The organism is Curtobacterium luteum, assembly GCF_001475545.1.
Classification (GTDB): Bacteria; Actinomycetota; Actinomycetes; order Actinomycetales; family Microbacteriaceae; genus Curtobacterium; species Curtobacterium luteum_A.
This window is the reverse complement of record NZ_LDQC01000024.1, coordinates 1-22,073: the sequence shown is the minus strand read 5'-3', so window position 1 is coordinate 22,073 and position 22,073 is coordinate 1. Positions and strand designations below refer to the sequence as shown.

The 22,073-nt window shown below is 70.4% G+C and carries 23 protein-coding genes and 1 pseudogene; 7 read left to right on the top strand and 17 right to left on the bottom strand.

Going from position 1 to position 22,073, the window contains the following annotated elements; translation table 11 throughout:
* The first annotated feature begins 125 nt into the window (after positions 1-125).
* Entirely contained in the window at positions 126-323 is a 198-nt protein-coding gene (locus tag NS184_RS04345) for a hypothetical protein (protein WP_058724911.1), read from the top strand.
* Positions 324-464: 141 nt separating this feature from the next.
* Here NS184_RS04345 and NS184_RS04340 read toward each other — a convergent pair.
* The 3 genes and pseudogenes from NS184_RS04340 to NS184_RS17310 all read right to left on the bottom strand — a co-directional run bounded on the left by NS184_RS04340 (position 465) and on the right by NS184_RS17310 (position 1,773).
* Positions 465-926, bottom strand: a pseudogene (locus NS184_RS04340) (phage tail protein).
* 34 nt (positions 927-960) lie between these two features.
* Positions 961-1,380 carry an NUDIX domain-containing protein gene (locus NS184_RS04335; protein WP_058724910.1) on the bottom strand — a complete coding sequence of 140 codons (420 nt, stop codon included), beginning with the start codon at positions 1,378-1,380 and terminating at the stop codon, positions 961-963.
* Positions 1,381-1,383: 3 nt separating this feature from the next.
* Positions 1,384-1,773 (bottom strand): DUF2510 domain-containing protein, encoded by a 390-nt coding sequence (locus NS184_RS17310; protein WP_083513445.1) that lies wholly within the window; start codon positions 1,771-1,773, stop codon positions 1,384-1,386.
* A gap of 74 nt (positions 1,774-1,847) precedes the next feature.
* Here NS184_RS17310 and NS184_RS04325 point away from each other — a divergent pair, with 74 nt between their 5' ends.
* Both NS184_RS04325 and NS184_RS04320 read left to right on the top strand, forming a co-directional pair.
* Positions 1,848-2,153, top strand: coding sequence for a hypothetical protein (locus NS184_RS04325; protein WP_058724909.1), 306 nt, complete (start codon positions 1,848-1,850; stop codon positions 2,151-2,153).
* A complete protein-coding gene (locus NS184_RS04320) occupies positions 2,153-3,031 on the top strand; it encodes a hypothetical protein (RefSeq protein ID WP_058724908.1) in 879 nt (292 codons plus the stop codon). Before NS184_RS04325 ends, NS184_RS04320 begins: the two co-directional genes overlap by 1 nt.
* Before the next feature lie 31 nt (positions 3,032-3,062).
* Here NS184_RS04320 and NS184_RS04315 read toward each other — a convergent pair whose 3' ends face one another.
* The 3 genes from NS184_RS04315 to NS184_RS04305 all read right to left on the bottom strand — a co-directional run bounded on the left by NS184_RS04315 (position 3,063) and on the right by NS184_RS04305 (position 6,183).
* Positions 3,063-3,611 (bottom strand): hypothetical protein, encoded by a 549-nt coding sequence (locus tag NS184_RS04315; protein WP_152998052.1) that lies wholly within the window; start codon positions 3,609-3,611, stop codon positions 3,063-3,065.
* 39 nt (positions 3,612-3,650) lie between these two features.
* Positions 3,651-4,724 carry a redox-regulated ATPase YchF gene (gene ychF, locus NS184_RS04310; RefSeq protein ID WP_058724906.1) on the bottom strand — a complete coding sequence of 358 codons (1,074 nt, stop codon included), beginning with the start codon at positions 4,722-4,724 and terminating at the stop codon, positions 3,651-3,653.
* Between the two features lie 175 nt (positions 4,725-4,899).
* Positions 4,900-6,183: a multidrug effflux MFS transporter gene (locus NS184_RS04305; protein WP_242862969.1), complete on the bottom strand. Its 1,284-nt coding sequence runs from the start codon at positions 6,181-6,183 to the stop codon at positions 4,900-4,902.
* On the opposite strand from NS184_RS04305, the gene NS184_RS04300 reads away from it, so the two are divergent.
* The 3 genes from NS184_RS04300 to NS184_RS04290 all read left to right on the top strand — a co-directional run bounded on the left by NS184_RS04300 (position 6,182) and on the right by NS184_RS04290 (position 8,202).
* Positions 6,182-6,622, top strand: a complete 441-nt coding sequence (locus NS184_RS04300; protein ID WP_242862968.1) for a MarR family winged helix-turn-helix transcriptional regulator — start codon at positions 6,182-6,184, stop codon at positions 6,620-6,622. The genes NS184_RS04305 and NS184_RS04300 overlap by 2 nt on opposite strands.
* An 83-nt stretch (positions 6,623-6,705) precedes the next feature.
* Entirely contained in the window at positions 6,706-7,344 is a 639-nt protein-coding gene (locus NS184_RS04295; protein WP_083513447.1) for an exonuclease domain-containing protein, read from the top strand.
* A 99-nt stretch (positions 7,345-7,443) separates the two neighbouring features.
* Complete coding sequence (locus tag NS184_RS04290) at positions 7,444-8,202, top strand: GntR family transcriptional regulator (RefSeq protein ID WP_058724903.1); 759 nt, start codon at positions 7,444-7,446, stop codon at positions 8,200-8,202.
* Between the two features lie 45 nt (positions 8,203-8,247).
* Here NS184_RS04290 and NS184_RS04285 read toward each other — a convergent pair whose 3' ends face one another.
* The 11 genes from NS184_RS04285 to iolC all read right to left on the bottom strand — a co-directional run bounded on the left by NS184_RS04285 (position 8,248) and on the right by iolC (position 20,465).
* On the bottom strand, positions 8,248-8,655 hold the full coding sequence (locus NS184_RS04285) for a tautomerase family protein (RefSeq protein WP_058724902.1): 408 nt from the start codon (positions 8,653-8,655) through the stop codon (positions 8,248-8,250).
* Positions 8,656-8,757: 102 nt separating this feature from the next.
* Positions 8,758-9,963 (bottom strand): Gfo/Idh/MocA family protein, encoded by a 1,206-nt coding sequence (locus NS184_RS04280; protein ID WP_275935018.1) that lies wholly within the window; start codon positions 9,961-9,963, stop codon positions 8,758-8,760.
* Complete coding sequence (locus tag NS184_RS04275; protein WP_058724901.1) at positions 9,960-11,075, bottom strand: transaldolase family protein; 1,116 nt, start codon at positions 11,073-11,075, stop codon at positions 9,960-9,962. Before NS184_RS04275 ends, NS184_RS04280 begins: the two co-directional genes overlap by 4 nt.
* On the bottom strand, positions 11,072-11,941 hold the full coding sequence (locus NS184_RS04270) for a sugar phosphate isomerase/epimerase family protein (protein ID WP_058724900.1): 870 nt from the start codon (positions 11,939-11,941) through the stop codon (positions 11,072-11,074). The genes NS184_RS04275 and NS184_RS04270 overlap by 4 nt, the downstream gene beginning before the upstream one ends.
* A gap of 3 nt (positions 11,942-11,944) precedes the next feature.
* A complete protein-coding gene (locus NS184_RS04265; RefSeq protein WP_058724899.1) occupies positions 11,945-13,009 on the bottom strand; it encodes a Gfo/Idh/MocA family protein in 1,065 nt (354 codons plus the stop codon).
* Positions 13,010-13,049: 40 nt separating this feature from the next.
* Entirely contained in the window at positions 13,050-13,976 is a 927-nt protein-coding gene (locus NS184_RS04260; RefSeq protein WP_058724898.1) for a sugar phosphate isomerase/epimerase family protein, read from the bottom strand.
* Between the two features lie 32 nt (positions 13,977-14,008).
* On the bottom strand, positions 14,009-15,934 hold the full coding sequence (iolD, locus tag NS184_RS04255) for a 3D-(3,5/4)-trihydroxycyclohexane-1,2-dione acylhydrolase (decyclizing) (RefSeq protein ID WP_058724897.1): 1,926 nt from the start codon (positions 15,932-15,934) through the stop codon (positions 14,009-14,011).
* Entirely contained in the window at positions 15,931-16,830 is a 900-nt protein-coding gene (gene iolB, locus NS184_RS04250; protein ID WP_058724896.1) for a 5-deoxy-glucuronate isomerase, read from the bottom strand. The genes iolD and iolB overlap by 4 nt, the downstream gene beginning before the upstream one ends.
* Positions 16,831-16,838: 8 nt before the next feature.
* Positions 16,839-18,365: a CoA-acylating methylmalonate-semialdehyde dehydrogenase gene (locus NS184_RS04245; protein ID WP_058724895.1), complete on the bottom strand. Its 1,527-nt coding sequence runs from the start codon at positions 18,363-18,365 to the stop codon at positions 16,839-16,841.
* The gene (locus NS184_RS04240) at positions 18,362-19,393 is read right to left on the bottom strand and encodes a class I fructose-bisphosphate aldolase (protein ID WP_058724894.1); all 1,032 of its coding nucleotides are present in this window, start codon (positions 19,391-19,393) and stop codon (positions 18,362-18,364) included. Before NS184_RS04240 ends, NS184_RS04245 begins: the two co-directional genes overlap by 4 nt.
* Complete coding sequence (iolC, locus tag NS184_RS04235) at positions 19,386-20,465, bottom strand: 5-dehydro-2-deoxygluconokinase (protein ID WP_242862967.1); 1,080 nt, start codon at positions 20,463-20,465, stop codon at positions 19,386-19,388. Before iolC ends, NS184_RS04240 begins: the two co-directional genes overlap by 8 nt.
* A gap of 165 nt (positions 20,466-20,630) precedes the next feature.
* On the opposite strand from iolC, the gene NS184_RS04230 reads away from it, so the two are divergent.
* Positions 20,631-21,893, top strand: a complete 1,263-nt coding sequence (locus NS184_RS04230; RefSeq protein ID WP_058724893.1) for a DNA recombination protein RmuC — start codon at positions 20,631-20,633, stop codon at positions 21,891-21,893.
* Positions 21,894-22,073 lie beyond the last annotated feature (180 nt).

The following is a 22,073-nucleotide window of genomic DNA, read 5'->3' as shown; positions in this document are numbered from 1 at the left end:
GACGGGACCCAGGACTGCAGCGGAGATCCGCGCTTGCGGGCCAGAATGTACCCCGACCTCACGGGGTCCGGGTCTACTGTCCGTTTCACGACCGCGGCACCGACGCGGCGGAACAGGGAGCCGAGATGCCGAACCGTCTGGAGTGGGTCAGGGACGCCGAGGACCACTGGAAGGTGTCGTTCGGCGCTGACCCGTTGTGCGAGGTCACCCGTGCGCGGCAGTACGTCGTCTCATCGCCCGACCGCTCGATCCGCGGTGCACACTCGTCGCTCGAAGGTGCCCGCGCGCAAGTGCAGGCGTGGGTCCGGTGGAGCGGACGTTGAGCGTCCTGTTCCTCGAGGGCGTCTGCCGCCACTGCCGCTGATCGTACGCGGACGACACGCGGCGCCGCGACCGGCCCGCTGACGTGTCCCGCGGGCTCGAAGCCGGAGGCGCTGTCAACGGTGATGTCACGCGGGCAGCAGTCAGTACTCGCCCTTGATCACGAAGTACGAGCCGCGGATCGTCCCCGCGAGCTTCGAGCGCTGACGCACGAACTTGAACTTCTCCGCGAGTTCCTCCGGCACCTCCATCCCGTCCGACAGCTTGAACCCGACTGCGCGCTTGCCGCCCGGCTCGAGCGTGTAGAGGACGTTGATCGACAGACCGGACTCGTAGAAGACGTAGGTCCACCGAACGCCCTCGACCTCGAACTCCGTCGCTTCGAGCGGCGTCGAAGCGATCTCGATGTCCCGCTCCCGCAGGACCCGGGCGACGTACTCGACGAGGTCCGGCACGTCGGCCGCGGGCTCGGTCGTGAACGCGAGGTCCTACTTGTTCCCGAAGTACCTGGCCTCGTTCGCGCGGAGGCCCGCGAGCGCGTCCGCCACGGGCGAGGACTCGAGCCCGACGGTGGACACGTTCACGAAGTCGACGACGTACGACATGGTCCCTCCCGGTGGTTCGGTGGTCAGCGTCAACCTAGCGCTGCTGTGCCAGCGAGCGCCACGCCAACGAGACCGCCGGCGTCACCGGGCGAGGATCGCCAGGTGCCAGGAGCACGACCCGTGCGACGTCCTCGACACCCTCGACCGGCGTGACCGGGCCGTCGGCCGAAACGAGGGCAATCCGGCCCCGGTGCCGGAAGTCGATCGTCGTGCCGTCGCTCGCGCGGTCGACGGGGACGTCGAAGTCGGACCAGGCGAGCACCGCGGCGACCGTGACCCCGCACTCCTCCGTCAGCTCACGGAGGAGCGTGTCGAGCTCGCTCTCCCCCGGCTCGGGCGTACCACCGGGCAGGTCGAGCCACCCTGTGTACGGCCCGCGGGACTTCTCGACCGTCACCAGCCGACCGTCCTGCAACCACGCGCCGTACACACCGACGTGCTCGTGCGCAGCCACCCCTCAGACCAGCTTCTCGAACACCATCGTCGCCTGGATGCGGTCTCCCCCGCCGAAGCCGGTGCTGCCCGAGGACGACGTCGTGATCGTGTGCAGACGGTAGCCGAGCGCCGCCTGCGCGTTGATCGACCGCTCGAGCTCGGTGAGGTTGCCCGACCCGGTACCGAAGAACTTCTCCTTCAGCACGACCTGCAGCACGACGTAGCTCATCCCCGTCGGCGCCGGGCGTGCCTGCCCCCCGGCGGACGCCTCCGCCTGGATGCGTCCGATCACCCCGCCGATCCCCGGAGCGGGCGCCGCCGGAGGCTGCACCTGCTCCGTCCACGCTGAGCCGTCCCACCATCGCATGGTCCCGGAACCGTCGTCGTACCAACCCGCCTGTGCGTTCGTCATGCGCCCATCATGGCCGAGCCCGCCGACCACGAGCATCGTCCAGAACGGGGGCCCGAGCGTTCCATACTGGAGGGGTGACGACACTGCGAGGCACCCTGCGATCCACCGAGACCCGCGAGGCAGAGGGCAGCGGCGACACCATCGGCGAGGCCCGCGAAGCAGCGATCGCGGCGCTCGACCTCGACGGGTTCCAGCTGCTCCAGGTGGGCACCGTGACGAGCAAAGCGACGGGCGAGTCCACCGTCAAGGCGGTCGCCCGCTCGACAGCGCTCCGGCCGCACGAAGCGACGGGGGCGAACTACGACGCTGCCCTGGCTGCGTACCGGAACACCGTGCCCGAGGGCTGGCAGGCGCAGAACATGCACGAGGTCGCCGGGTGATGAACGAAGGCCTCGACGATCCAGCTCAGGCCGACTTGAGTCCGCACGCGACGCAGACGGACGGTTCTCTCCTCACGGCTGGCTCGCGCCTGGTGCTGACGCCGGTTTGGGAGTCGTGGCCCAACGAGGGATTGAGTTCCACAACGCTCGACGAGACCGCGGCTGCGCGCCCCTACCGGCACTGGGCCGTAGCAGCGGACATCCTCGACAGTGTTGACCCTGATGACGTCGTCCTCGGCACCGTCGTGCAGAAGCTTCACAATGCCGTTGATGTCCGAATGCGGACGCTGCACGACGCGTACCGGCTTCCTGCCCTGCGGAAGACACTCGGATGGAGCCGACAGACCGGTACCCTGACCATCCTCGAACGGCTCGGTCTAGTACGGCCCCTCGTTCTCGAACGGCTCAGACGGATCCGGAACGCCGTCGAGCACCAAGACCGAGGAGCCCCGAACGCGAGCGAGTGCGCCGGTCTCGTCGACACGGTCTGGTACTTCCTCCGTTCCACGGACGCTTTCGTCGTTGCCCGGTTGACGTCGTTCGAGCGTGCACCGTACCCCGACATCCCGATCGGCACCGGTCCCGCAGGCCGCTTCTTCACCGCTCTGACATTCTCAGAGGACTGGTCGATCGGCATCAGAGGCTGGTTCACCGGCGAGGACTACGCACTCGTCGATGACGATCGCCGCGAGGGCGTGGTCGTGACGCTCGACGCTCCACCGAGGTACGTCGCACGGAACGCCGTGCGCCTCGAAGCGACGGTGGACCCTCGTTCGAGCGAGTTCCTGAACCTTGTCAGGTCCTCTTTCGCTGAAGACCTTCCCGCTGGGGCACTGGACGGTCGGGGAACGGTCGACGGATCTGCGCGTCAGCTCTGATCGAGCAGTCCGGACCGGACGGACGTTCCGATCACGAACCCGCCGCAGCCAGGGCTGCCAGGAGCTGTCCGCGCTCGAGCCCAGCCGCGACATGCACCTCGTACGCTCGTGCGTGCCGCTCCTGGAGGAGAGCGCGTCCGACCGAACGACCGTCGACGACCGATGCGGAACGCAACGCAGGAGCGGGTATCAGGTAGAAGAACACGTCGGGATCCACCACGAGCTCGTGAGGACCGATCTCGAGCAGAGTCGGAGAGCCAGCCTCGACGGAGAATCGGCCGACGATCGCGACGAGCTCCCCGACTTGGGTGGGCCGAAGAGGTGAATGAGCTATGACCGTGCGGTCGTCGTGCCACCATCCGGTCTTGACCTCGACGGTGAACTGCCTCCCCTCAAGTTCACATTGGAGGTCGACGTCGCGCCGTCCCCCGACGTACTCGACCTCCACACCGGCTTCGTTGAGGAGCCCGACGGTCAGGAGTTCGCCGAGTTGCGGAGTGATCGTCCCAACGAACCTGCTCCACTGCTGCATCGCGAGCGGGAAGCGCTTCCGCGATCTCGATGTGCGTTCCTCGTCCACGTACTCCCCCGCGGTGACATCGCTGCGAACGGCCAGACTTCAGTTGTTGAAGCGGAACTCCACCACGTCGCCGTCCTGCATGACGTAGTCCTTGCCCTCGATCCGCGCCTTGCCGTGCGCACGGGCCTCGGCGATCGAGCCGGCCTCCATGAGGTCCTCGAACGAGATGACCTCGGCCTTGATGAAGCCCTTCTCGAAGTCGGTGTGGATGACCCCGGCAGCCTGGGGCGCCTTCCAGCCCTTGCCGATCGTCCACGCCCGCGACTCCTTCGGCCCGGCCGTCAGGTAGGTCTGCAGCCCGAGGGTGTCGAACCCGATGCGGGCGAGCTGGTCGAGCCCGGACTCGGTCTGCCCCGTGGACTCGAGCAGTTCCGCAGCGTCCGACGGGTCGAGGTCGATGAGCTCCGACTCGATCTTCGCGTCGAGGAACACGGCCTGCGCGGGAGCGACGAGCGCGGACAGCTCGGCCTTGCGCGACTCGTCGGTGAGGATCGACTCGTCGACGTTGAACACGAAGATGAAGGGCTTCGCGGAGAGCAGCCCGAGTTCGGCGATCGGCGTGAGGTCGATCGAGGTCGCGGACAGCAGCGTCCCCTGCTCGAGTGCCGCCTTCGCCTCACGAGCGGTCTCGAGCACGATCGGCTCGGCCTGCTTGAGCTTCACGGTCTTCTCGTAGCGTGGCAGGGCCTTCTCGATGGTCTCGAGGTCGGCGAGGATCAGCTCGGTGTTGATGACCTCCAGGTCGTCCTTCGGAGACACCTTGTTCGCCACGTGCACGACGTCGTCGTCGGCGAAGCCGCGGACGACCTGCGCGATGGCGTCGGCCTCGCGGATGTTCGCGAGGAACTTGTTGCCGAGGCCCTCCCCCTCGCTCGCACCCTTGACGATGCCGGCGATGTCGACGAACGACACGGGCGCCGGGACGGTCTTCTCGGAGTGGAAGAGTTCGGCGAGCTGGTCGAGCCGCGGGTCGGGCAGGTTCACCACGCCGACGTTCGGTTCGATCGTCGCGAACGGGTAGTTCGCGGCGAGGACCTGGTTCTTGGTCAGGGCGTTGAACAGGGTCGACTTGCCGACGTTCGGGAGACCGACGATTCCGATGGTGAGAGCCACGGGAGGACAGCCTACCGGCGGCTGCTCGCCGGAGCCGACCCGTGCCTCCAGTCCGGATCGTCGGGTGGCCATCCGCGTCACGGAACCGGCCTGGAGGCGCGCCACGCGCCCGACGGTCGGGTCGCTGCCCAGGGGCGGCCGGGCCAGCCACTGCGACGGCCCGGCGCCGCGCGACTCAGGCCCTGGCGCTCCGGCCGACGAGCAGGGCAACCAGGGCGATCACGGCGGCCACCAGCATCACGACCGCGAGTGGGACCGCCGTGGTCGAACCGCCGATGCTGACGAGCGGGGACACGAGCGCCGCGAGTCCGAACTGCAGCGCACCGAGGACGGCCGACGCGCTGCCCGCGGCGGCGGGCACGGCACCGAGGGCCAGCGCGGTGGCGTTGCCGAGCACGAGGCCGAGCGAACCGACCGCGGTGAACAGCGGGACGGCGAGCCAGACGGCCGGCGCCTCGACCGACACGAGGACCGCGAACGCGACGGTCGACGCCAGCACGAGCAGGATCCCGAGGCCGAGGACGCCCGCGACCGACCGCGTCGCGGTGAGTTTCGCGGACAGGATGCTGACACCCATGAGCGCGAGGGCGTTCAGCCCGAACGCGAGGCCGTAGCCGACGGTGCCGAAGCCGATCATGTCCTGGTAGAGGAACGGCGACGCGGAGATGTAGGCCATCATCACGGCGAACGCGAAGCCGAAGACGGCGGTGTTGGCGAGGAAGGCACGGGAGCGCAGCGTGCGCAGGCCCGCTCCGGACCCCTGGCGTTCCGCCCGGAGCGCGTCGCGGCGTTCGCGGACGTGGGTCTCACGGACGACGGCGAGGACGGCGACGAGCATGACGACCGCGAGCCCGAGGACGATCGAGAGCAGGCCGCGCCAGCCGATCGGGCCGGTGAGGAGACCGCCGAGCAGCGGTGCCACGACGGGTGCCACGCCGCCGACGATCATCATGAGCGAGAACGCGCGGGCCGCCGCCTTGCCGGTGGCGAGGTCGGAGATCACCGCGCGGCTGATCACCATGCCGGCCGCACCGCCGAGGCCCTGCAGCAGGCGGGCGACGATGAGGACGCCGATGGTCGGCGCGAACACCGCGGCGACGCTCGCGAGCACGCACAGGGCGGCACCGGCGACGAGCGGTGGGACGCGGCCGAAGCGGTCCGACAGCGGGCCGAAGACCAGCTGGCCGGCGGTGACGCCGACGAGGAACGCGGTGAGGGTGAGCTGGACGGCGGTGGCGCTCGCCCCGAGGTCGGTCGTCATGCGCGGGAACGCCGGCAGGTAGAGGTCGGTGGCGAACGGGGCGACGGCACTGAGCAGGCCGAGGACGAGCAGGAGCGCGGCGGTGATCCCCTGCCGCGTGGTCGAGGGTGACGCGGTGTGCGCGCGGACGGTGCCGGTGTCGGTGGTCATTGTTATGAAAAAATAACTGATGCGCCGGGATCGGTACAGTACGACCATGCGCTCCACGGTGTCCGACGCCCAGCTCGCCGAGCTCGCCGACGTCGTGCTGCGGATCTCGCGCGAGATCGACCCGCACGGCGGCGACCCGGTCGACGTCGTACCACTCACCGGCACCGAGGCACTCGTCATGCGGTGGGTCGACCGGAACCCGGGCACCTCCCCGAGCGCCACCGCTCTGGCGACAGGGTTGCAGCGCAGCAACCTCAGCGCTGCCCTCCGCTCCCTCGTCGCCAAGGGGATGGTCGAGCGACGACCGCACCCGTCCGATGCCCGCACGGTCCAGCTGCTCCCCACGGAGCTCGCAGCAGCGAGCATCGGACGACTGCGCGCGCACTGGGTGACGAAGCTCCGTGGGGCGCTCGGCGAGGACGACCGCGGGACCGCGGAGGCCCTGGCGCTGCTGGAGCGGGTGGACGACGGGCTGCGGCGAGGCTGAGGGCGGATCGGCGTCGTGGCCGCCGGCCGCAACGCCGAGGTCGCGCCCGGCCGATGTCGGAGCCCCGTGCGACGATCGGGTCCGTGCCGTTGAACTTCACCGCGATCGACTTCGAGACCGCGAACAGCTCCCCCGCGAGCGCGTGCTCCGTCGGCCTCGTGAAGATCCGCGCCGGCCGGGTGGTCGAGCGGGCCTCGTGGTTCATCCAGCCGCCGGTCGGGCACGACACGTTCCTCGAGTGGAACACGCGCATCCACGGCATCGTCGCGTCGGACGTCGTCGGCGCCAAGGGCTGGGCGGAGCAGTACGCCGACATCGTGGCCTTCACCGACGGTGACGTGCTGGTCGCGCACAACGCCCGCTTCGACATGGGGGTCATCGCCGGCGGGTGCGCCGCGACCGGGACGCCGCTCGCCGAGCACCACTCGCTGTGCTCCCTGCAGGTCGCACGGAAGACCTACACCCTCGACTCGTACCGGCTGCCGATGGCCGCCCGCGCGGCTGGCCACGTCGGCTTCGCGCACCACGACGCCGCGGCCGACGCGGAGGCCTGCGCCGCGATCGTCGTGCACGCCGCCGAGCTGCACCGCGCCGACTCGGTCGAGGCCCTCGGCGCCGCCACCCGCGTGCACGTGGCGCCGGTCCGCCCACGTGAGGAGAAGCCCCGGGCAGCCGCACCGCAGCCGAGGCTCTCCCGTCGGCCGATGGTCTTCTCGGACTGACGGCGAGCCGGCTTCCCCGGTCCCGGGCAGCCCCGGTGGTATTGTCACGACAATCCCTGGCGGCACCGGTGCCGCGCTCGATCTCCCCGAAGGACGCCGATGACCAACGAAGGCCAGCTGCCGTCCGACCTGTTCATGGACCTGGACCGGTCGGGTCCGATGCCCCTCTACTTCCAGGTCGCGTCGCGCATCGAGGAGGCCATCCGCTCCGGCGCGATGCCTCCCGGTGCTCGGCTGGAGAACGAGATCGCACTCGGTGAGCGCCTCGGGCTGTCGCGGCCGACGATCCGGCGCGCCATCCAGGACCTCGTCGACAAGGGACTGCTCGTCCGTCGTCGCGGCATCGGCACGCAGGTCGTGCACGGTCCGGTCACGCGCAAGGTCGAGCTGACGAGCCTCTACGACGACCTCGCGCAGGGGTCGCAGGTGCCGACGACGAAGCTCCTCGTCCGGGATGACGTGCCCGCGACGGATGCGGTGGCCGAGGCGCTCGGGGTCGAACCCGGCACGGTGGTCCCGCACATCCGTCGGGTCCGGTTCGCCGAGGACGTGCCGATGGCGATCCTCGAGAACTTCCTCCCGCCGGAGTTCGGCGACATCACCGACGAGGACCTCGCGGCGCACGGCCTCTACCAGCTGCTCCGCGGGCGCGGGGTGACGATGCGGGTCGCGAAGCAGCGGATCGGGGCCCGTGCGGTCACCGACGACGAGGCGTCACTCCTCGAGATCGAGGACGGTGACCCCGTCCTGACCATGAGCCGGACGGCCTACGACGCGTCCGGGCGGGCGGTCGAGTACGGCGTGCACTGCTACCGGCCGGACCGCTACTCGTTCGAGGTCACGCTCGTCGACAAGTAGGCGCTCGGGATCGCGGAACCGCGGCCCGACCGCCGATCCGTCCCGTCAGTCCGCTGAGGGGACGCCGAGCTCGCCCGTGACGTACTGCGCGCGGCCGAAGCCGAACGACCAGTCCTGCGGGCCGTTCTCGACGTAGCCGATGAAGACGTCCTCGCTCGCGACCCCGACCTCGGCGAGACGGTCGTGGACCGCGGCGTACAGCGACTGCTTGGCCTCGTCGGAACGCCCACCCTGGGTGAACACCTGGATCATGACGACGCCCTCGGTGCGGTCGAACCCGAGGCCGGCGTCCTCGGCGATGATCTGCTGCGCCGGGTGCTCCGTGATGATCTGGAAGCGGTCACGCTCCGGGATGCCGTACTCATCGACGATCGCGGTGTGGATCGCGTCGGCGATCGATCGGACCTGCTCTGGACTGCGACCGGTGACGAGGTCGACACGGACGAGCGGCATGCTGCCTCCTGGTTGCGGGAGTGAGGGGGGTGAGTGGGCATCCAGCCGACTGGAGGCGCGGTGCCAGCTTGCACCGCGCCTCCGGTCCGACTGTCGGTGCGTCTACAGCACGGGGGTCGCCGCGGGGTACGTCAGCGACCCGTCGACGCGCGCGACGTCGTGCCACGCGCCGTCTCGGAGCGAGGCCTCCGCCGCTTCGACGATGCTCGCGGTCGCGAGACCGTCTGCGACCGACGGTGCGAGCTGCTCGCCGCGCCGCACGCTCGCGACGAACTGCGCGGCCTCGATCGTCTTCAGGTCGTCGTATCCCATCGCCGTGCCGGCCCCGGGCTGGAAGCGGGCGAACTCACCGTCACCGGGGGCGACGAAGTGGGTGGCGTACCCGTCGACCTCCTGGCCGTCGAGGTACACCTCGAGCTCGTTCAAGCGCTGGAAGTCCCAGCGGACGGACCCCTTCGTGCCGTAGACCTCGAGCGCGTACTCGGCGTGGGGTCCGCGCATCACACGGCTCGAGTCCATCGCGCCGACCGCACCGTCCTCGAAGCGGAACAGGAGCGCGGCGTAGTCCTCGTTCTCCACCGGGGCGTGCTCACCGCTCGCAGCGGCCGAGCGATCGACGATCCCGTGCCCGGGGCGGGGCCGCGTCTCGATGAAGGTCTCGGCGAGGGCGGTCACGCTCGCGATCCGCCCGACGACGTACTGCGCGAGGTCGAGCCCGTGCGAGAGCAGGTCGCCGAGGACGCCGGACCCTGCCCGCTCGCGTTCGAACCGCCAGGTCAGCGGTGCGTCCGGGTCGGACGAGTAGTCCGCGAGGAGCGACCCTCGGACGTTCGTGATCCTCCCGAGGCGGTCGCTGCGGACGAGTTCACGCGCCCGCTGGATCGCCGGGGCGTGCCGGTAGTTGAAGCCGACGCTCGTGACGACCCCGGCCGACAGCACGGCGTCGTGGATCGCGCGGGAGTCGCTCGCGTACCGGCCCATCGGCTTCTCGATCCAGAACGGTTTCCCGGCTTCGGCCGCGGCGACGGCGACCTCGCGGTGCAGGAAGTTCGGCGCGCAGATCGACACGACGTCCACCTCGGGGTCGGCGAGGACCTCGTGGAAGTCCGCGACGGCACGCTCGTAGCCGAGCCGGGTCGTGGCCTGTTCGCGTGCTGCGTCGATCGGGTCGGCCGCGACGACGAGCCGCGGGTGGACGCCGAGCTCCGGGAAGTGGTCCGGGAGGGCCCGGTACGCGCGCGAGTGCAGTCGGCCCATCCAGCCGACCGAGACCAGCCCGACGCCGAGGGTGTCGATGGCGGTGCTCACGCGGCTGGGACGATGATGTCGCGGACGAGGGCGTCGAGTTTCGCGTCGGCGTCGAGGAACTGCCGCAGCGTCGTCACGGTCGCGCCGAAGCGGTCGAACTCGTCGATCGTCATCCCGTCGACGTCGTAGCCGCGCGCGAACTCGGGTGTCGCCGCACGCAGCGCCGCGATGACCTCCGCGGGCACCTCGTCGTCGATCGCGTCCGGACGCCACGGGTACGCGTTGTCGTTGATGTCCTTCGACCACTGGAACGGCGGCGAGACCACGAGGTCCCCACCCTGGAACTCGGACCACTGCAGCGGGTTCCGGAACGCCGCGACGAGTACTCGTGAGCGGAAGCCACGCTCCTGGAACACCCGGTACGCGTGCTTCACCGCTGCGACCCCGGCCCACTCGAGGATGCCCGGGTCGACCATGACGTGGTCGCGCCCCACGACGGTCTTCAGCCAGTCGTCGAAGCGGCCGGCCATGAGCGTGACGACGTGGCCGAACTCCTGCTCCGGCAGACCGTCGGCGGCCCGGCGGTCGAGGGCACGCTCGATCGCTTCCCCCACCGCGACGACCTGCGGCACCGTGAACGACACGGTCGCGTTGATCGACACACCGCGGTAGGCGGCCTCTTCGATCGCGGCGATGCCGGTCTTCGTCGCGGGGATCTTCACGATGATGTTCGGCGCGAGCCCGGAGAACCGCACGGCCTGCTCGACGAGCGCGTCCCGGTCGCGGTGCAGCCGCGGATCGGTCTGCATGCTGAGCCGCCCGTTGCGGCCGCCCGATGCCTGGAACGCGGGCAGCAACTGCTCGGCCGCGGCGATCGAGAGCTCCTCGACCGCCTTCCAGCCGATCCAGGACTCCCCCGCGGTGGGGTGCTCCGCCGCGATCTCGCGGATCCGCGGCACCCACCGCTCCGGGTCCTGCTGGATGCACGTGAAAGCGATCACGGGGTTGCAGGTCGCGCCGACCGCGCCGAACTCGTGGATCGCGATGGAGAGCTCGCGCGGGTCGGCAGAGTCGTTCCACAGCGCGGTCCGGGTCTGGGTCGCCGCCTGCAGGGTCACCGGGCGGCTGTCGGTGCCGGTCCGGTCGGCCGTCGCGTCGAGTGTGGTGGTCATCGGGTGAGTCCCTTCGTGATCGCGTCGAGCTGGTACTGCGAGACCTCGTCGGCGTTCTCGTCCTCGGCGAAGACGCTCGAGCAGGCGACCGTGTCCTCGCGGTCGGTGAAGCCGTTCCGGGCGAGTGCTGCCCAGAACGCGTCGAAGTCGACGTCCCCCCGGCCGACCGGGAGGTGCTGGTGCACCCGCGCGGTGTTGCCGGGCGGGTTCGAGATGTAGCGCAGGCCGTGCGACCGGGTGTGGTCGAAGGTGTCCGCGACGTGGATGAGCTGCAGGGAGTCCCCGGCGGCGTCGATGATCTCGTCCATGTTGCCGCCGTAGTGGAACGTGTGGCACGCGACGTAGGCGAACCCGATGCGCTTCGAGTTGAGCCCGCGGATCACCCGGAGCGCCTCGAGTCCGTCCTCGACGAAGTCGTCGGGGTGCGGGTCGATGAGCACGCGGATGTCCGACGCCTCGATGATCGGCAGGAGCTCCTCCATCGCCCAGTAGAACTGGTCCTCGGACTCCTCGGCGCGCTCCGGGCGTCCGGAGAACTCCGTGTTGATGGTGTCCACACCGAGGCGCTTCGTGATCTCGATGACGCGCTTCCACTTCTTGACCGCTGCCTCGCGGCTCTCCCGGTCGGGTCCCGACCAGCGGAGCACCGGCAGCACGCTGGCGACCTGGACACCGGCGTCACGGCTCGCGGCCACGAACGCGTCGACGAGGTCGTCGTCGGCCTTCGGGTGTGTGTAGAACGGGATGAAGTCCTCGTGCGGCGTCAGCTGCAGGTACTCGTAGCCGAGCTCGGCGACCTTCCTCGGGAGCTCGAGCAGCGACAGGTCGTGGTGGAACGGCGTCGGGTCGAGGGCGATCTTCGGCATGCGTCAGGCCCCGGCGAGCGCCCCGGCGGTGGCACCGGCGGTGGTCTCGTAGAACGCGGGCTTCGCGGTGGCGTAGGTCACCTGCTCCAGCGCGCCGGTCTGCTGGGCACGGACCGCGACCTCGGCCACGACGGAGGCCGTGTAGCCGTCCCACGCGCTCGGGCCGTCGATCCCGCCGGTCCGTGCAGCGTCGACCCAGCGCTGGACCTCTTCGTCGTAGGCCGCGCCGAACCGCTCGATGTACGACGGCGTGACGCCCTGTCCGGACACCCCGGCCGACACGACGTTCATGGTCGTCTCCCGGCCGATGTACGCGACCCCGGACTCGAACACGGCGTCGGTCGTGACCTGGTACCCGAACTGCGCGTTGACGCTGATCTCGACGATCGCCATGGTGCCCGACTCCGTGGTGAACAGCACGAACTGCGGCTCGGGCAGGTCTGCCGGTGCGAGCGAGTTCCTCCGCGGCTTCTTCACCTCGACGGACACGATCGGCTCGCCTGTGAGGAACGGGATGATGTCGATCTCGTGGATCACGGAATCGTGGATGAGCATCGATTCGCTGAAGTTCGGCGGCGTCGTCGGGTTCCGGTGCGCGTGGTGCAGGGCGAGCAGGGCACCGTTCGCACCGGACTCGCGGAGGGCCTTGAGCTCCTGGTAGCCCTTGTCGAACCGACGCATGAACCCGACCTGGATCCGCGGACGCTCGGAGCGCGCCTGCTCGAGCTCGACGATGCGGAGGGAGTCCTCGGCGCTCGTGGTGAGGGGCTTCTCGCACAGCACGGCGAGCCCGCGCTCGATCGCCGGGACGAGGACCGGCTCGTGCAGGAACCCCGGCGTCGCGACGATGACCGCGTCGATCGGTGTCGTGTCGAGGGCTTCCTCGAACGACGCGGCGGTGATCGCGCCGGGTGCCATCTCGGCAGCGGCCGTGGCGCGCGCCGTGTCCGGGTCGATGATCGCGACGACGTCGGCGCCGGCGATCGTGGACGTGATGCGACGGACGTGGTCGCTGCCCATCGCGCCGGCACCGACGACGGCGACGCGGAGGTTCTCGGTGGTGCTCATGGGGTTCTCCTGGTTGGACGGCTGGTGGTGGACGGCGCTGCTACGAGACCCGGGCGGCCGAGGTGGAGCCGAAGATGTGCTGGAAGGTGCGCTCTGCGATCGGGCCGGGGGCGTCGACGGAGCAGCCGTACATGTCCTGCTCGACGATGCCGAAGACGTCCGGGTTGATCTTCGCGACGGCCTCGATGATCGGAGCGAGCTCGGGCGTGCCGTTCGGCGGCTCGGTCATGATGCCCTGCGCGACCGCGGTGGCGAACGGCACGTCGTTCTTCAGCACGTCGAACAGCAGCTCGGTGTCGACCTGCTTGAGGTGCAGGTAGCCGATGCGCTCCGGGTGCTCGGCGATCATCCGGAGGTTGTCGCCGCCGTAGTAGGCGAAGTGCCCGGTGTCGAGGCAGAGGTTCGTGTACCGCGGGTCGGTGACCTCGAGGAAGCGAACGGTCTCGCGGTACGTGCCGACGTGGCTGTCCGCGTGCGTGTGGAACTGCTGGTGGACGCCGAACTCCTCGAGGAGCGCCTTGCCGAGCTGGTCGTGCCCCTTGCCCAGGCGCTCCCACTGCTCGTCGGTCAGCGTGCGGGACTCCAGGACCTCGTTGGTCGCGTCGGAACGCCAGAGGTCAGGGATCGTGACGAGGTGCTCCGCGCCGAGCTTCGAGGCGAGCCCGGCGACCGCGACCGCCTGGTCCCAGGCCCGCTGGAACTGGTCGTCGCCCTTGTGGAACCCCGTGAACACGGTGCCGGCCGAGAGCTTGAGCCCGCGGGACTCGAGCTCGTCGGACAGCTGCGACGGATCGGTCGGCAGGTACCCGTAGGGGCCGAGCTCGATCCACTCGTACCCGGCGGCGGCGGCCTCGTCGAGGAAGCGCTGCCACGGCACCTGCTCCGGGTCGTCGGGGAACCAGACGCCCCAGGAGTCCGGGGCGGTGCCGATGCGGATGGCATCGGTGGCGGTGGCGGTGTCGGTCATGACGTCGTCGTCCTTCGTGGGTGGAGGGTGGTTCAGCCGAGGAGGGGCCGCTGGGCTGCGACCTGCTGCTCGTACGCGGTGCGGGCCTGCTGAGTGCTCGGGAGCGTCGAGGTCTGAGCGACCGGGACGTCCCACCAGCCGTCACCCTCGGGTGCGTAGACGAGCGGGTCGGAGTGCACGTGCACGAGCGTGGTGTGGTCGTTCGCCTTCGCCTGCCGCACCGCCGCGGTCAGGTCGGCGATCGCGTCCGGCCCGGGCTGGACCTCGATCACGTCGACGCCGTACGAGCGGGCGTTCGCCGCCAGGTCGACGGGCAGCACCTCGTCGTTCTCGAACGATCCGGTGTCGTCCCGGTAGCGGTACTTCGTGCCGTACCGCTCGGACCCCACGGTCTCGGACAGGTGCCCGATCGACGCGTACCCGTTGTTCTGGACGAGGACGACGACGATCTTGATGCCCTCGGCGACCGCGGTGACGAGTTCGGTGTGGAGCATGAGGTACGAGCCGTCGCCGACCATCACGATGGCGTCCCGGTCCGGTGCCCCACGGCGCACGCCGATGCCACCGGCGATCTCGTAGCCCATGCACGAGAACGCGTACTCGACGTGGTACCCGAGGGCGTCCCGCACCCTCCAGAGCTTGTGGAGGTCGCCCGGTAGGGAACCGGCGGCCTGGATGACGACGTCGCGGGGGTCGGTCGCGGCCTGCACCGCGCCGATGATCTCCGACTGCCCGGGCAGCGCGAGCCCGGACGGCGCGAAGGCGGCGTCGACCACGGCGTCCCACTCCTGCTTCCGCTGCGCGGTCTCGGCCGCGTAGCCCGCGTCGACGGCGTAGGACGAGTCGGTCGTGAGCGACGCGGTCAAGGCGACCAGTGCCTCCCGGGCGTCCGCGATCAGCGGCAGCTGCGTGCCGTGCTTGTAGGCGTCGAACGCAGCGACGTTGACGTTGACGAAGGTCACGTCCGGGTCCTGGAACGCCGTCCGCGACGCCGTCGTGAAGTCGCTGTACCGCGTGCCGATGCCGATCACCACGTCGGCCTGCGCGGCGATGGCGTTCGCGGCCGCGGTGCCCGTCGCCCCGACCCCGCCGAGGTACTGCGGGTGGTCCCAGACCAGCGAGCCGCCACCGGCCTGGGAGGTACCGACCGGGATCCCGGTCGCCTCGACGAAGGCAGCCAGTTCGTCCTCGGCGCCGGAGTACAGCACGCCGCCGCCGGCGACGATGACCGGACGCTTCGCCGCACGGATCGCCGACACCGCACGAGCAAGGGGGCCGTGCTCGGGCAGCGGCCGGCGGATGTGCCACTCGCGCGGTTGCAGGAACGACACCGGGACGTCGAGTGCCTCGGCCTGCACGTCCTCCGGCAGGGCGATCGTCACGGCACCGGTCTCGGCCGGGTCGGTCAGGACGCGCATGGCGGCGAGGGCGATCGAGAACAGCTGCTCGGGTCGTTCGACCCGGTCGAAGAACCGGGAGAGCGGCCGGAACGCGTCGGTGACCTGCAACGAGGTGTCGTGCGGCATCTCGATCTGCTGGAGCACCGGGTCGGTCGTCCGGGTGGCGAAGGTGTCCGACGGCAGGAGCAGCGCCGGGAGCCGGTTCGTCGTCGCGAGGGCCGCGGCGGTGAGCATGTTCGCGGCGCCCGGGCCGACCGACGCCGTCGACGCGAAGGTCGCACGGCGGCGGTGCATGCGCGCGTACCCGACAGCCTCGTGCACCATCGCCTGCTCGTTGCGGGCCTGGTGGTACGGCATCAGGCCGGGCTGCTCGACGTGGAGCTGCTTGATGGCCTGGCCGAGCCCGGCGACGTTGCCGTGGCCGAAGATGCCGAAGATCCCGGGGATGGTGCGCTCACGGACGTCGCCGTCGACGGTCCACTGGTTCGCCAGGAACTCGACGAGCGCCTGGCCGACGGTCATCCGACGCGTCTCGCCGGGCTGGCGCTGCGTGGTCATCGGACGGTCTCCTTCTCGTAGGGCAGGCGCGGGTCGATCGACTCCGAGGTCCACGCCTGACGGACCCAGCCGTGGGCCGGGTCGTCGGTGATGTTCCAGACGCGCTCCGGGTCGGGCCCGGCCATCACGTTGAGGTAGTACATGTCGTAGCCCGGGGCCGCGACGGCCGGACCGTGCCAGCCGTACGGCACGAGGGCGATGTCGCCGGTGCGGACCTGCCGGAACTCGTCGATCGCACGATCGTCCGAGGCGTACGTCCGGTGCAGGGCGAACGGGTCCGCCGACTCGGGAGCGCTGTCCACGAGCCCACGGGAGACCGCGACCTCGTAGTAGTAGATCTCCTCGAGGTTCGACTCCGCGCCGGGCACGGTGGTGTCGTGCTTGTGCGGCGGGTACGACGACCAGTTCCCGGCCGGGGTGATCACCTCGCACACGATGAACTCGACCGCGTCGAGCGCTGCAGGGGTGCCGAAGTTGTGCACCTGTCGGCTCGACTGCCCGGCGCCGCGGAGTTCCACCGGGACGTCCTGCCGGGCGATGTAGGTGCTCGGCTTGACGGTGTCGGTGGGTGCTTCCGCCACGGCCACACGACCGGAGCCGGTGATCGTCGCGGCGGTCCCGGACCCGAGGTACAGGACGTCCGTCGGTCCTTCGAAGACACCGGAACGGCCGTCGAGGACCTGCGTGGTGCCGTCGTACGACACGGTGAAGCTGCCGGCGAGCGGCACGATCAGGCGTTCCACGGCGTCGGAAGGGAGGCGCAGCTCGCCCCCGTCACGGAGGGCGCCGGTCCGCAGACCGGTGTGCGCCCACCCCGGGACACGCCCGTCGACCACGTCCGTCCAGCCCGCCTCGGGGCGGGAGCCGGCGGGGATGAACCAGTTGTCGTTCGTCATCGGGTGCGTCAGCCGTTCGACGGGAAGCCGAGGTTGATACCACCGTGCGAGGGGTCGAGCCACCGGCTGGTGACGGCCTTCTGTCGGGTGAAGAAGGAGACGCCGTCGGTGCCGTACGCCTTGTGGTCGCCGAACAGCGAGTTCTTCCACCCGCCGAAGGAGTAGTAGGCCACCGGGACCGGGATCGGGACGTTGATGCCGATCATGCCGACCTGCACGTCGCGCTGGAACCGACGCGCAGCGCCGCCGTCGTTGGTGAAGATCGCCGTGCCGTTGCCGAACGCCCCTGAGTTGATGAGCTCGAGGCCCTCCTCGTAGGACTGCACGCGGACGACGGAGAGGACCGGGCCGAAGATCTCCTCGGTGTAGACCCGGCTCGTGGTCGGCACCTTGTCGATCAGCGTCGGGCCGAGCCAGAAGCCGTTCTCGTCGCCGTCGGGTCGGACGGTGCGGCCGTCCACCACGACCACCGCACCGTCCTGCTCGGCGACCTCGATGTACGAGGCGACCTTGTCGCGGTGCTGCTTCGTCACCAGCGGGCCCATGTCGCAGCCACGACGCCCGTCGCCGATCCGCAGCGTCGCCGCACGCTCCGTGATCTTCTCGATGAGCTCGTCCGCCACAGGCTCGACCGCGACGACGACCGAGATCGCCATGCACCGCTCACCGGCGGAGCCGAAACCGGCGTTGACGGCGTTGTCCGCGACGAGGTCGAGATCGGCATCCGGCAGCACCAGCATGTGGTTCTTCGCGCCGCCGAGGGCCTGCACGCGCTTGCCGTGCTTCGTCCCGGTCTCGTACACGTACTGCGCGATCGGGGTCGACCCGACGAACGAGATCGACTCCACGTCCGGGCTCGTCAGCAGCCCGTCGACCGACAGCTTGTCGCCGTTGAGGACGTTGAACACGCCGTCCGGCAGGCCCGCTTCCGTGAACTTCGACGCCAGCCAGATCGCGGCCGACGGGTCCTTCTCGCTCGGCTTGAGCACCACGGTGTTGCCGGCCGCGATCGCGATCGGCAGGAACCACAGCGGCACCATCGCCGGGAAGTTGAACGGCGAGATGATGCCGACGACGCCGAGCGGCTGCCGGATCGAGTACACGTCGATGCCGGTCGAGACCTGGTCGGAGAATTCGCCCTTCATGAGCGACGGGATGTTCGTCGCGAGCTCCACGACCTCCTGCCCACGGGCGATCTCACCGAGCGCGTCGTCGATGACCTTGCCGTGCTCGCTCGTGATGATCTCGGCGAGCTCGGCCTTGTCGCGGTTGAGGATCTCCCGGAACGCGAACAGGATCTGCTGCCGCTTGGACAGCGACAGGTTGCTCCACGCCGGGAACGCCGCCTTGGCACTCGCGATGGCCGCCTGGATCTCGCCCTCGCTCGCGAGGGCGACCTGCTTCGTCGCGACACCGAGCGCCGGGTCGAAGACGGGAGCGGTGTTGCCCGACGTGGAGGCGACGCGCGCCCCGTCGATCCAGTGCCCGACCGTCGTGGTGGTCTGCTCCGTGGTGGTCTGCTCCGTCGTGGTCATGCGTTGCTTCCTTCCGGGATGGACGAGTCCATGGTGGTGGCGTCGGCGAGCCGCGTGTCGCGGTCGCGAGGATCTGTGGACGACCCGACCCGGGCCTCCAGGCTGTGGACGGATGCCGTGTCGGCGCCCGCCGACGTGTCCGCACTGTGGACGAGCCCCGCTGCCACGTCGACGGCGGCGGCGACGTCGCCGTCCGGCGGGTAGAGGAGGGTGCGCCCGACGACGAGCCCGCGGACCCCCGGGAGGGCGAGTGCGTCGGCCCACTTCGCGTACGTCTCCACCGGACGCGACGCGGGGTCGCCGCCGAGCAGCAGCGTCGGGAGCGTCGTCGCGGCCATGACGCGCTCCATGTCGTCGACGACGGGGATCTTCAGCCAGCTGTAGGCGCTGGACTCCCCCAGCCCCGCGGCGATCGCCATCGACGTGATGACAGCCTCCGCGGTGAGGTCGTTCACGACCTTGCCGTCACGCCAGGCGGACATGAACGGCTCGAGCATGATGGGCAGTCGGAGGGCGGCCGCCTCGCTCACCGCCCGGGCGGTGGCCTCGAGGGTCGGGGCGGTGCCGGCGTCCTCGAGCGCGATCCGGACGAGGAGCTTGGCGAAGTCGAGCCCGTCGTCCTTGATGGCGCGTGCCGAGTAGGCGGTGTAGCGGTCGTCCATCTCGAAGGTCGCCCCGCGCAGGCCGCCGCGGTTCATCGAACCGACGACGACCTTGTCGTCGAGGGCACCGAGCAGTGCGAGGTCCTCGATGATGTCGGGTGTCCCGAGCACGCCGTCGACGCCGGGCCGCCCGAGCGCCGTCGCCAGCCGTTCGAGCAGGTCGTACCGGTCGGCCATCGCGGACGCGTCGTCGCGGACGGCGAGGGCACCGCGGGCGGGGTGGTCGGCGGCGACGATGAACAGCTTGCCGTCCTCGGCGAGCAGGTCGCGCTTCCGACGAGCGTGCAGCGTCTGCCGGACGACGTCGGGCCGGGCAGCGCGGACGTCCCGCAGGCGCCGGAAGTCATCGGTGGTGAGCTCAGGCATCGGCCGTCTCCTCGGTGTGCGATGCGGTGGTGCGCGATGCGGTGGTGTGCAGTCCGGTGTCCGCGGCGGCGGTGTCCACGGTGGTGCCCGTGGTGCTCTCGGCCGGGTTCGACGCGATGAACCGTTCGATCTCGTCGCTCGTCGGCATCGCCGTGGAGCACTCGAAGCGGGTGGCGACGATCGCGCCGGCGGCGTTCGCGAAGGCGAGGATCCGCTCGAGACTCCAGCCCTGCAGCAGCCCGTGCGTCAGCGCACCCCCGAAGCCGTCGCCCGAGCCGAGGCCGTTCACGACGTCGATGGTGTGCGGGCGGAACTCGACGAACTCGTCCCGGGTCTTCGCCAGGACGCCCCTCGGTCCCTGCTTGACGATCGCGATCTCGACCCCGCGCTCGAGCAGGGCGTCCGCCGCCCGCACCGGGTCCGTCTCACCGACGGCGACCTCGCACTCCTCGCGGTTGCCGACGGCGACGGTGGCGTGCTCGAGGGCGACGGCGACCTCACGCGTGGCGGCGCTGGGGGTGGACCAGAACATCGAGCGGTAGTCGAGGTCGAGGACGGTGTGCGCCTTCGTGTCGCTCGTCGACGCGGTCCGCGCTTCGAGTGCAGCGTGGTGGGCACTCCGGCTCGGCTCCTCGCTGAGCCCCGTCACGGTCGTCCAGAACACCCGGGCACGTTCGATCTCGTGCAACGGGAGGGACTTCGTCGTGATCATCAGGTCCGGTGCCTTGGGGGCCCGGTAGAAGTACAGCGGGAAGTCGTCCGGCGGGAAGATCTCGCAGAACGCCACGGGGGTGTTCAGCCCCTCGACGGTCTCGACGAAGTCGTTCGCCACGCCGAACTCGGGCAGCGTCCGTGCGATGTAGCGGCCGAACGGGTCGTTGCCCGTGCGCGTGATGACGGCGGTGTCCGCACCGTGACGGGCTGCCGCGATGGCCACGTTCGTGGCGCTGCCGCCGACGGACTTCGAGAAGGAGGTGACGTCCTCGAGGGGGCCGGTCTGCTGCGGGTAGACGTCGACGCTGACGCGTCCCATCGTGATCACGTCGTAGGCGTGCGGTGCTTCGTTCGTCATGCGACGGGATGGACCTTCCGTGCGGCTTCATCGGCGGACGAGCACGACTGTACACCCCGTTTGCCCTAATGTCATTACATAGTTGACGCGCGATCTTCGCAGCCTTCCGTCGCGGGGTCTCCTGCCTGGAGGCGCGGTGTCGGTGGGTCCTGCCAGGGTCGCGTCATGCAGATCCTCGCCCTGGTCATCGGTCTCGTCATCGGCCTCGCCGTCGGTGCCGTCGTCGCCTGGGCGCTCGCCCGCTCGCGCGCCGGTGTCGACGCCGCCGCCGCGCACGCCACGGCGGACGCTCTGCGCGCGCAGCTCGACACCGTCCGGGCCGACGCCGAGGAACGGCTCGACGCGCAGGACGCGCAGTACCGGCGGCAGGTCGACTCGCTCGAGCGTCGGGCGGCGGAGCTCGAGCACCTCGTGCAGCGGATGCACGGGGCCGATGCGGCGCGGAACCAGAACGAGTCGAAGGTCCTCTCCGCGCTGAGCCCGGTCGCGCAGACGCTCGACGTCATGCGCGCCAAGATCGCCGAGCTCGAGCAGTCCCGGAGCGAACAGTACGGGGCACTCTCCGCGCAGCTGCGGTCGGCGGCGGAGTCCGAGGAACGTCTGCGCGCCACCGCTGACACGCTCGCGAGCGCGCTGTCGTCGAACAACACACGCGGCGTCTGGGGCGAGACGCAGCTCCGGAACGTGGTCGAGGCGGCCGGGCTCCTCGAACGCGTCGACTTCGACGTGCAGTCCTCGGTCACGACGTCCGCCGGGGCCGCGCGGCCGGACATGGTCGTGCACCTGCCCGGCGGCAAGACCATCGCCGTCGACGCGAAGGTGCCGTTCAGCGCGTACCTGCAGGCGGCCGAGATCCCCGCGACCGCCACCGGGGCGGAGGGAGCCCGGCGCGACCAGCTCCTGCAGCAGCACGTGCGGGCACTCCGGGCGCACGTGGACGCCCTCGCGGCGCGGGAGTACTGGTCCGGCTACGACGCCTCACCCGAGCTGACCGTGGCGTTCATCCCGTCGGAGTCGCTCATCGCCAGTGCGCTCGCGGCGGACCCGGGGCTGCTCGACCACGCCTTCCGGAAGCGGGTGGCGCTGGCCTCCCCCGTGACGCTGTGGTCGGTGCTCAAGACGGTGGCGTTCTCGTGGCAGCAAGACGTCGTCACCGCCGAGGCCCGAGAGCTCTTCCGGGTCTCGCGCGAGCTCTACGGACGCCTGTCGACGCTCGCGGGGCACGTGGACAAGCTCGGTCGGGCCATCCGCGGCACCGTCGTCGACTACAACCGCTTCGTGGGGTCGCTCGAACGGCAGGTGCTGCCGAGTGCCCGGCGACTGTCCCTGCTCGACGAGTCGAAGGTCATCGCCGACCCCGCCACGATCGACGACGAGCCGCGGCTGCTCACCGCGCCCGAGCTCGTCGGCGCCCGCGACGAGGACTGACCCGGCGGCGCGGCGCGGCGCAGCGCGGCGCCCAGCGCGGCCGCGCCGCCGCGCTCGGCCGCGCCGCCGCGCGCCGGCAGCGCCCACGCCGACCGCGCGGTTGCCGCGCGCCGGCGGCGGCGCCGCACAACCAAAGCCCGTTCGAACCACGGCGTTGCGGGGTTCGAACGGGCTTTGGTT

Bases quoted from the DNA above. Each gene is read 5' to 3' on its own strand.
- NS184_RS04345 (WP_058724911.1), top strand. From the start codon at position 126: ATGCCGAACCGTCTGGAGTGGGTCAGGGACGCCGAGGACCACTGGAAG.
- NS184_RS17310 (WP_083513445.1), bottom strand. From the start codon at position 1,773: ATGACGAACGCACAGGCGGGTTGGTACGACGACGGTTCCGGGACCATG.
- NS184_RS04320 (WP_058724908.1), top strand. From the start codon at position 2,153: ATGAACGAAGGCCTCGACGATCCAGCTCAGGCCGACTTGAGTCCGCAC.
- NS184_RS04300 (WP_242862968.1), top strand. From the start codon at position 6,182: ATGCGCTCCACGGTGTCCGACGCCCAGCTCGCCGAGCTCGCCGACGTC.
- NS184_RS04305 (WP_242862969.1), bottom strand. From the start codon at position 6,183: ATGGTCGTACTGTACCGATCCCGGCGCATCAGTTATTTTTTCATAACA.
- NS184_RS04290 (WP_058724903.1), top strand. From the start codon at position 7,444: ATGACCAACGAAGGCCAGCTGCCGTCCGACCTGTTCATGGACCTGGAC.
- NS184_RS04285 (WP_058724902.1), bottom strand. From the start codon at position 8,655: ATGCCGCTCGTCCGTGTCGACCTCGTCACCGGTCGCAGTCCAGAGCAG.
- NS184_RS04275 (WP_058724901.1), bottom strand. From the start codon at position 11,075: ATGACCACCACACTCGACGCGACGGCCGACCGGACCGGCACCGACAGC.
- NS184_RS04270 (WP_058724900.1), bottom strand. From the start codon at position 11,941: ATGCCGAAGATCGCCCTCGACCCGACGCCGTTCCACCACGACCTGTCG.
- NS184_RS04265 (WP_058724899.1), bottom strand. From the start codon at position 13,009: ATGAGCACCACCGAGAACCTCCGCGTCGCCGTCGTCGGTGCCGGCGCG.
- NS184_RS04260 (WP_058724898.1), bottom strand. From the start codon at position 13,976: ATGACCGACACCGCCACCGCCACCGATGCCATCCGCATCGGCACCGCC.
- iolD (WP_058724897.1), bottom strand. From the start codon at position 15,934: ATGACCACGCAGCGCCAGCCCGGCGAGACGCGTCGGATGACCGTCGGC.
- iolB (WP_058724896.1), bottom strand. From the start codon at position 16,830: ATGACGAACGACAACTGGTTCATCCCCGCCGGCTCCCGCCCCGAGGCG.
- NS184_RS04245 (WP_058724895.1), bottom strand. From the start codon at position 18,365: ATGACCACGACGGAGCAGACCACCACGGAGCAGACCACCACGACGGTC.
- NS184_RS04240 (WP_058724894.1), bottom strand. From the start codon at position 19,393: ATGCCTGAGCTCACCACCGATGACTTCCGGCGCCTGCGGGACGTCCGC.
- iolC (WP_242862967.1), bottom strand. From the start codon at position 20,465: ATGACGAACGAAGCACCGCACGCCTACGACGTGATCACGATGGGACGC.
- NS184_RS04230 (WP_058724893.1), top strand. From the start codon at position 20,631: ATGCAGATCCTCGCCCTGGTCATCGGTCTCGTCATCGGCCTCGCCGTC.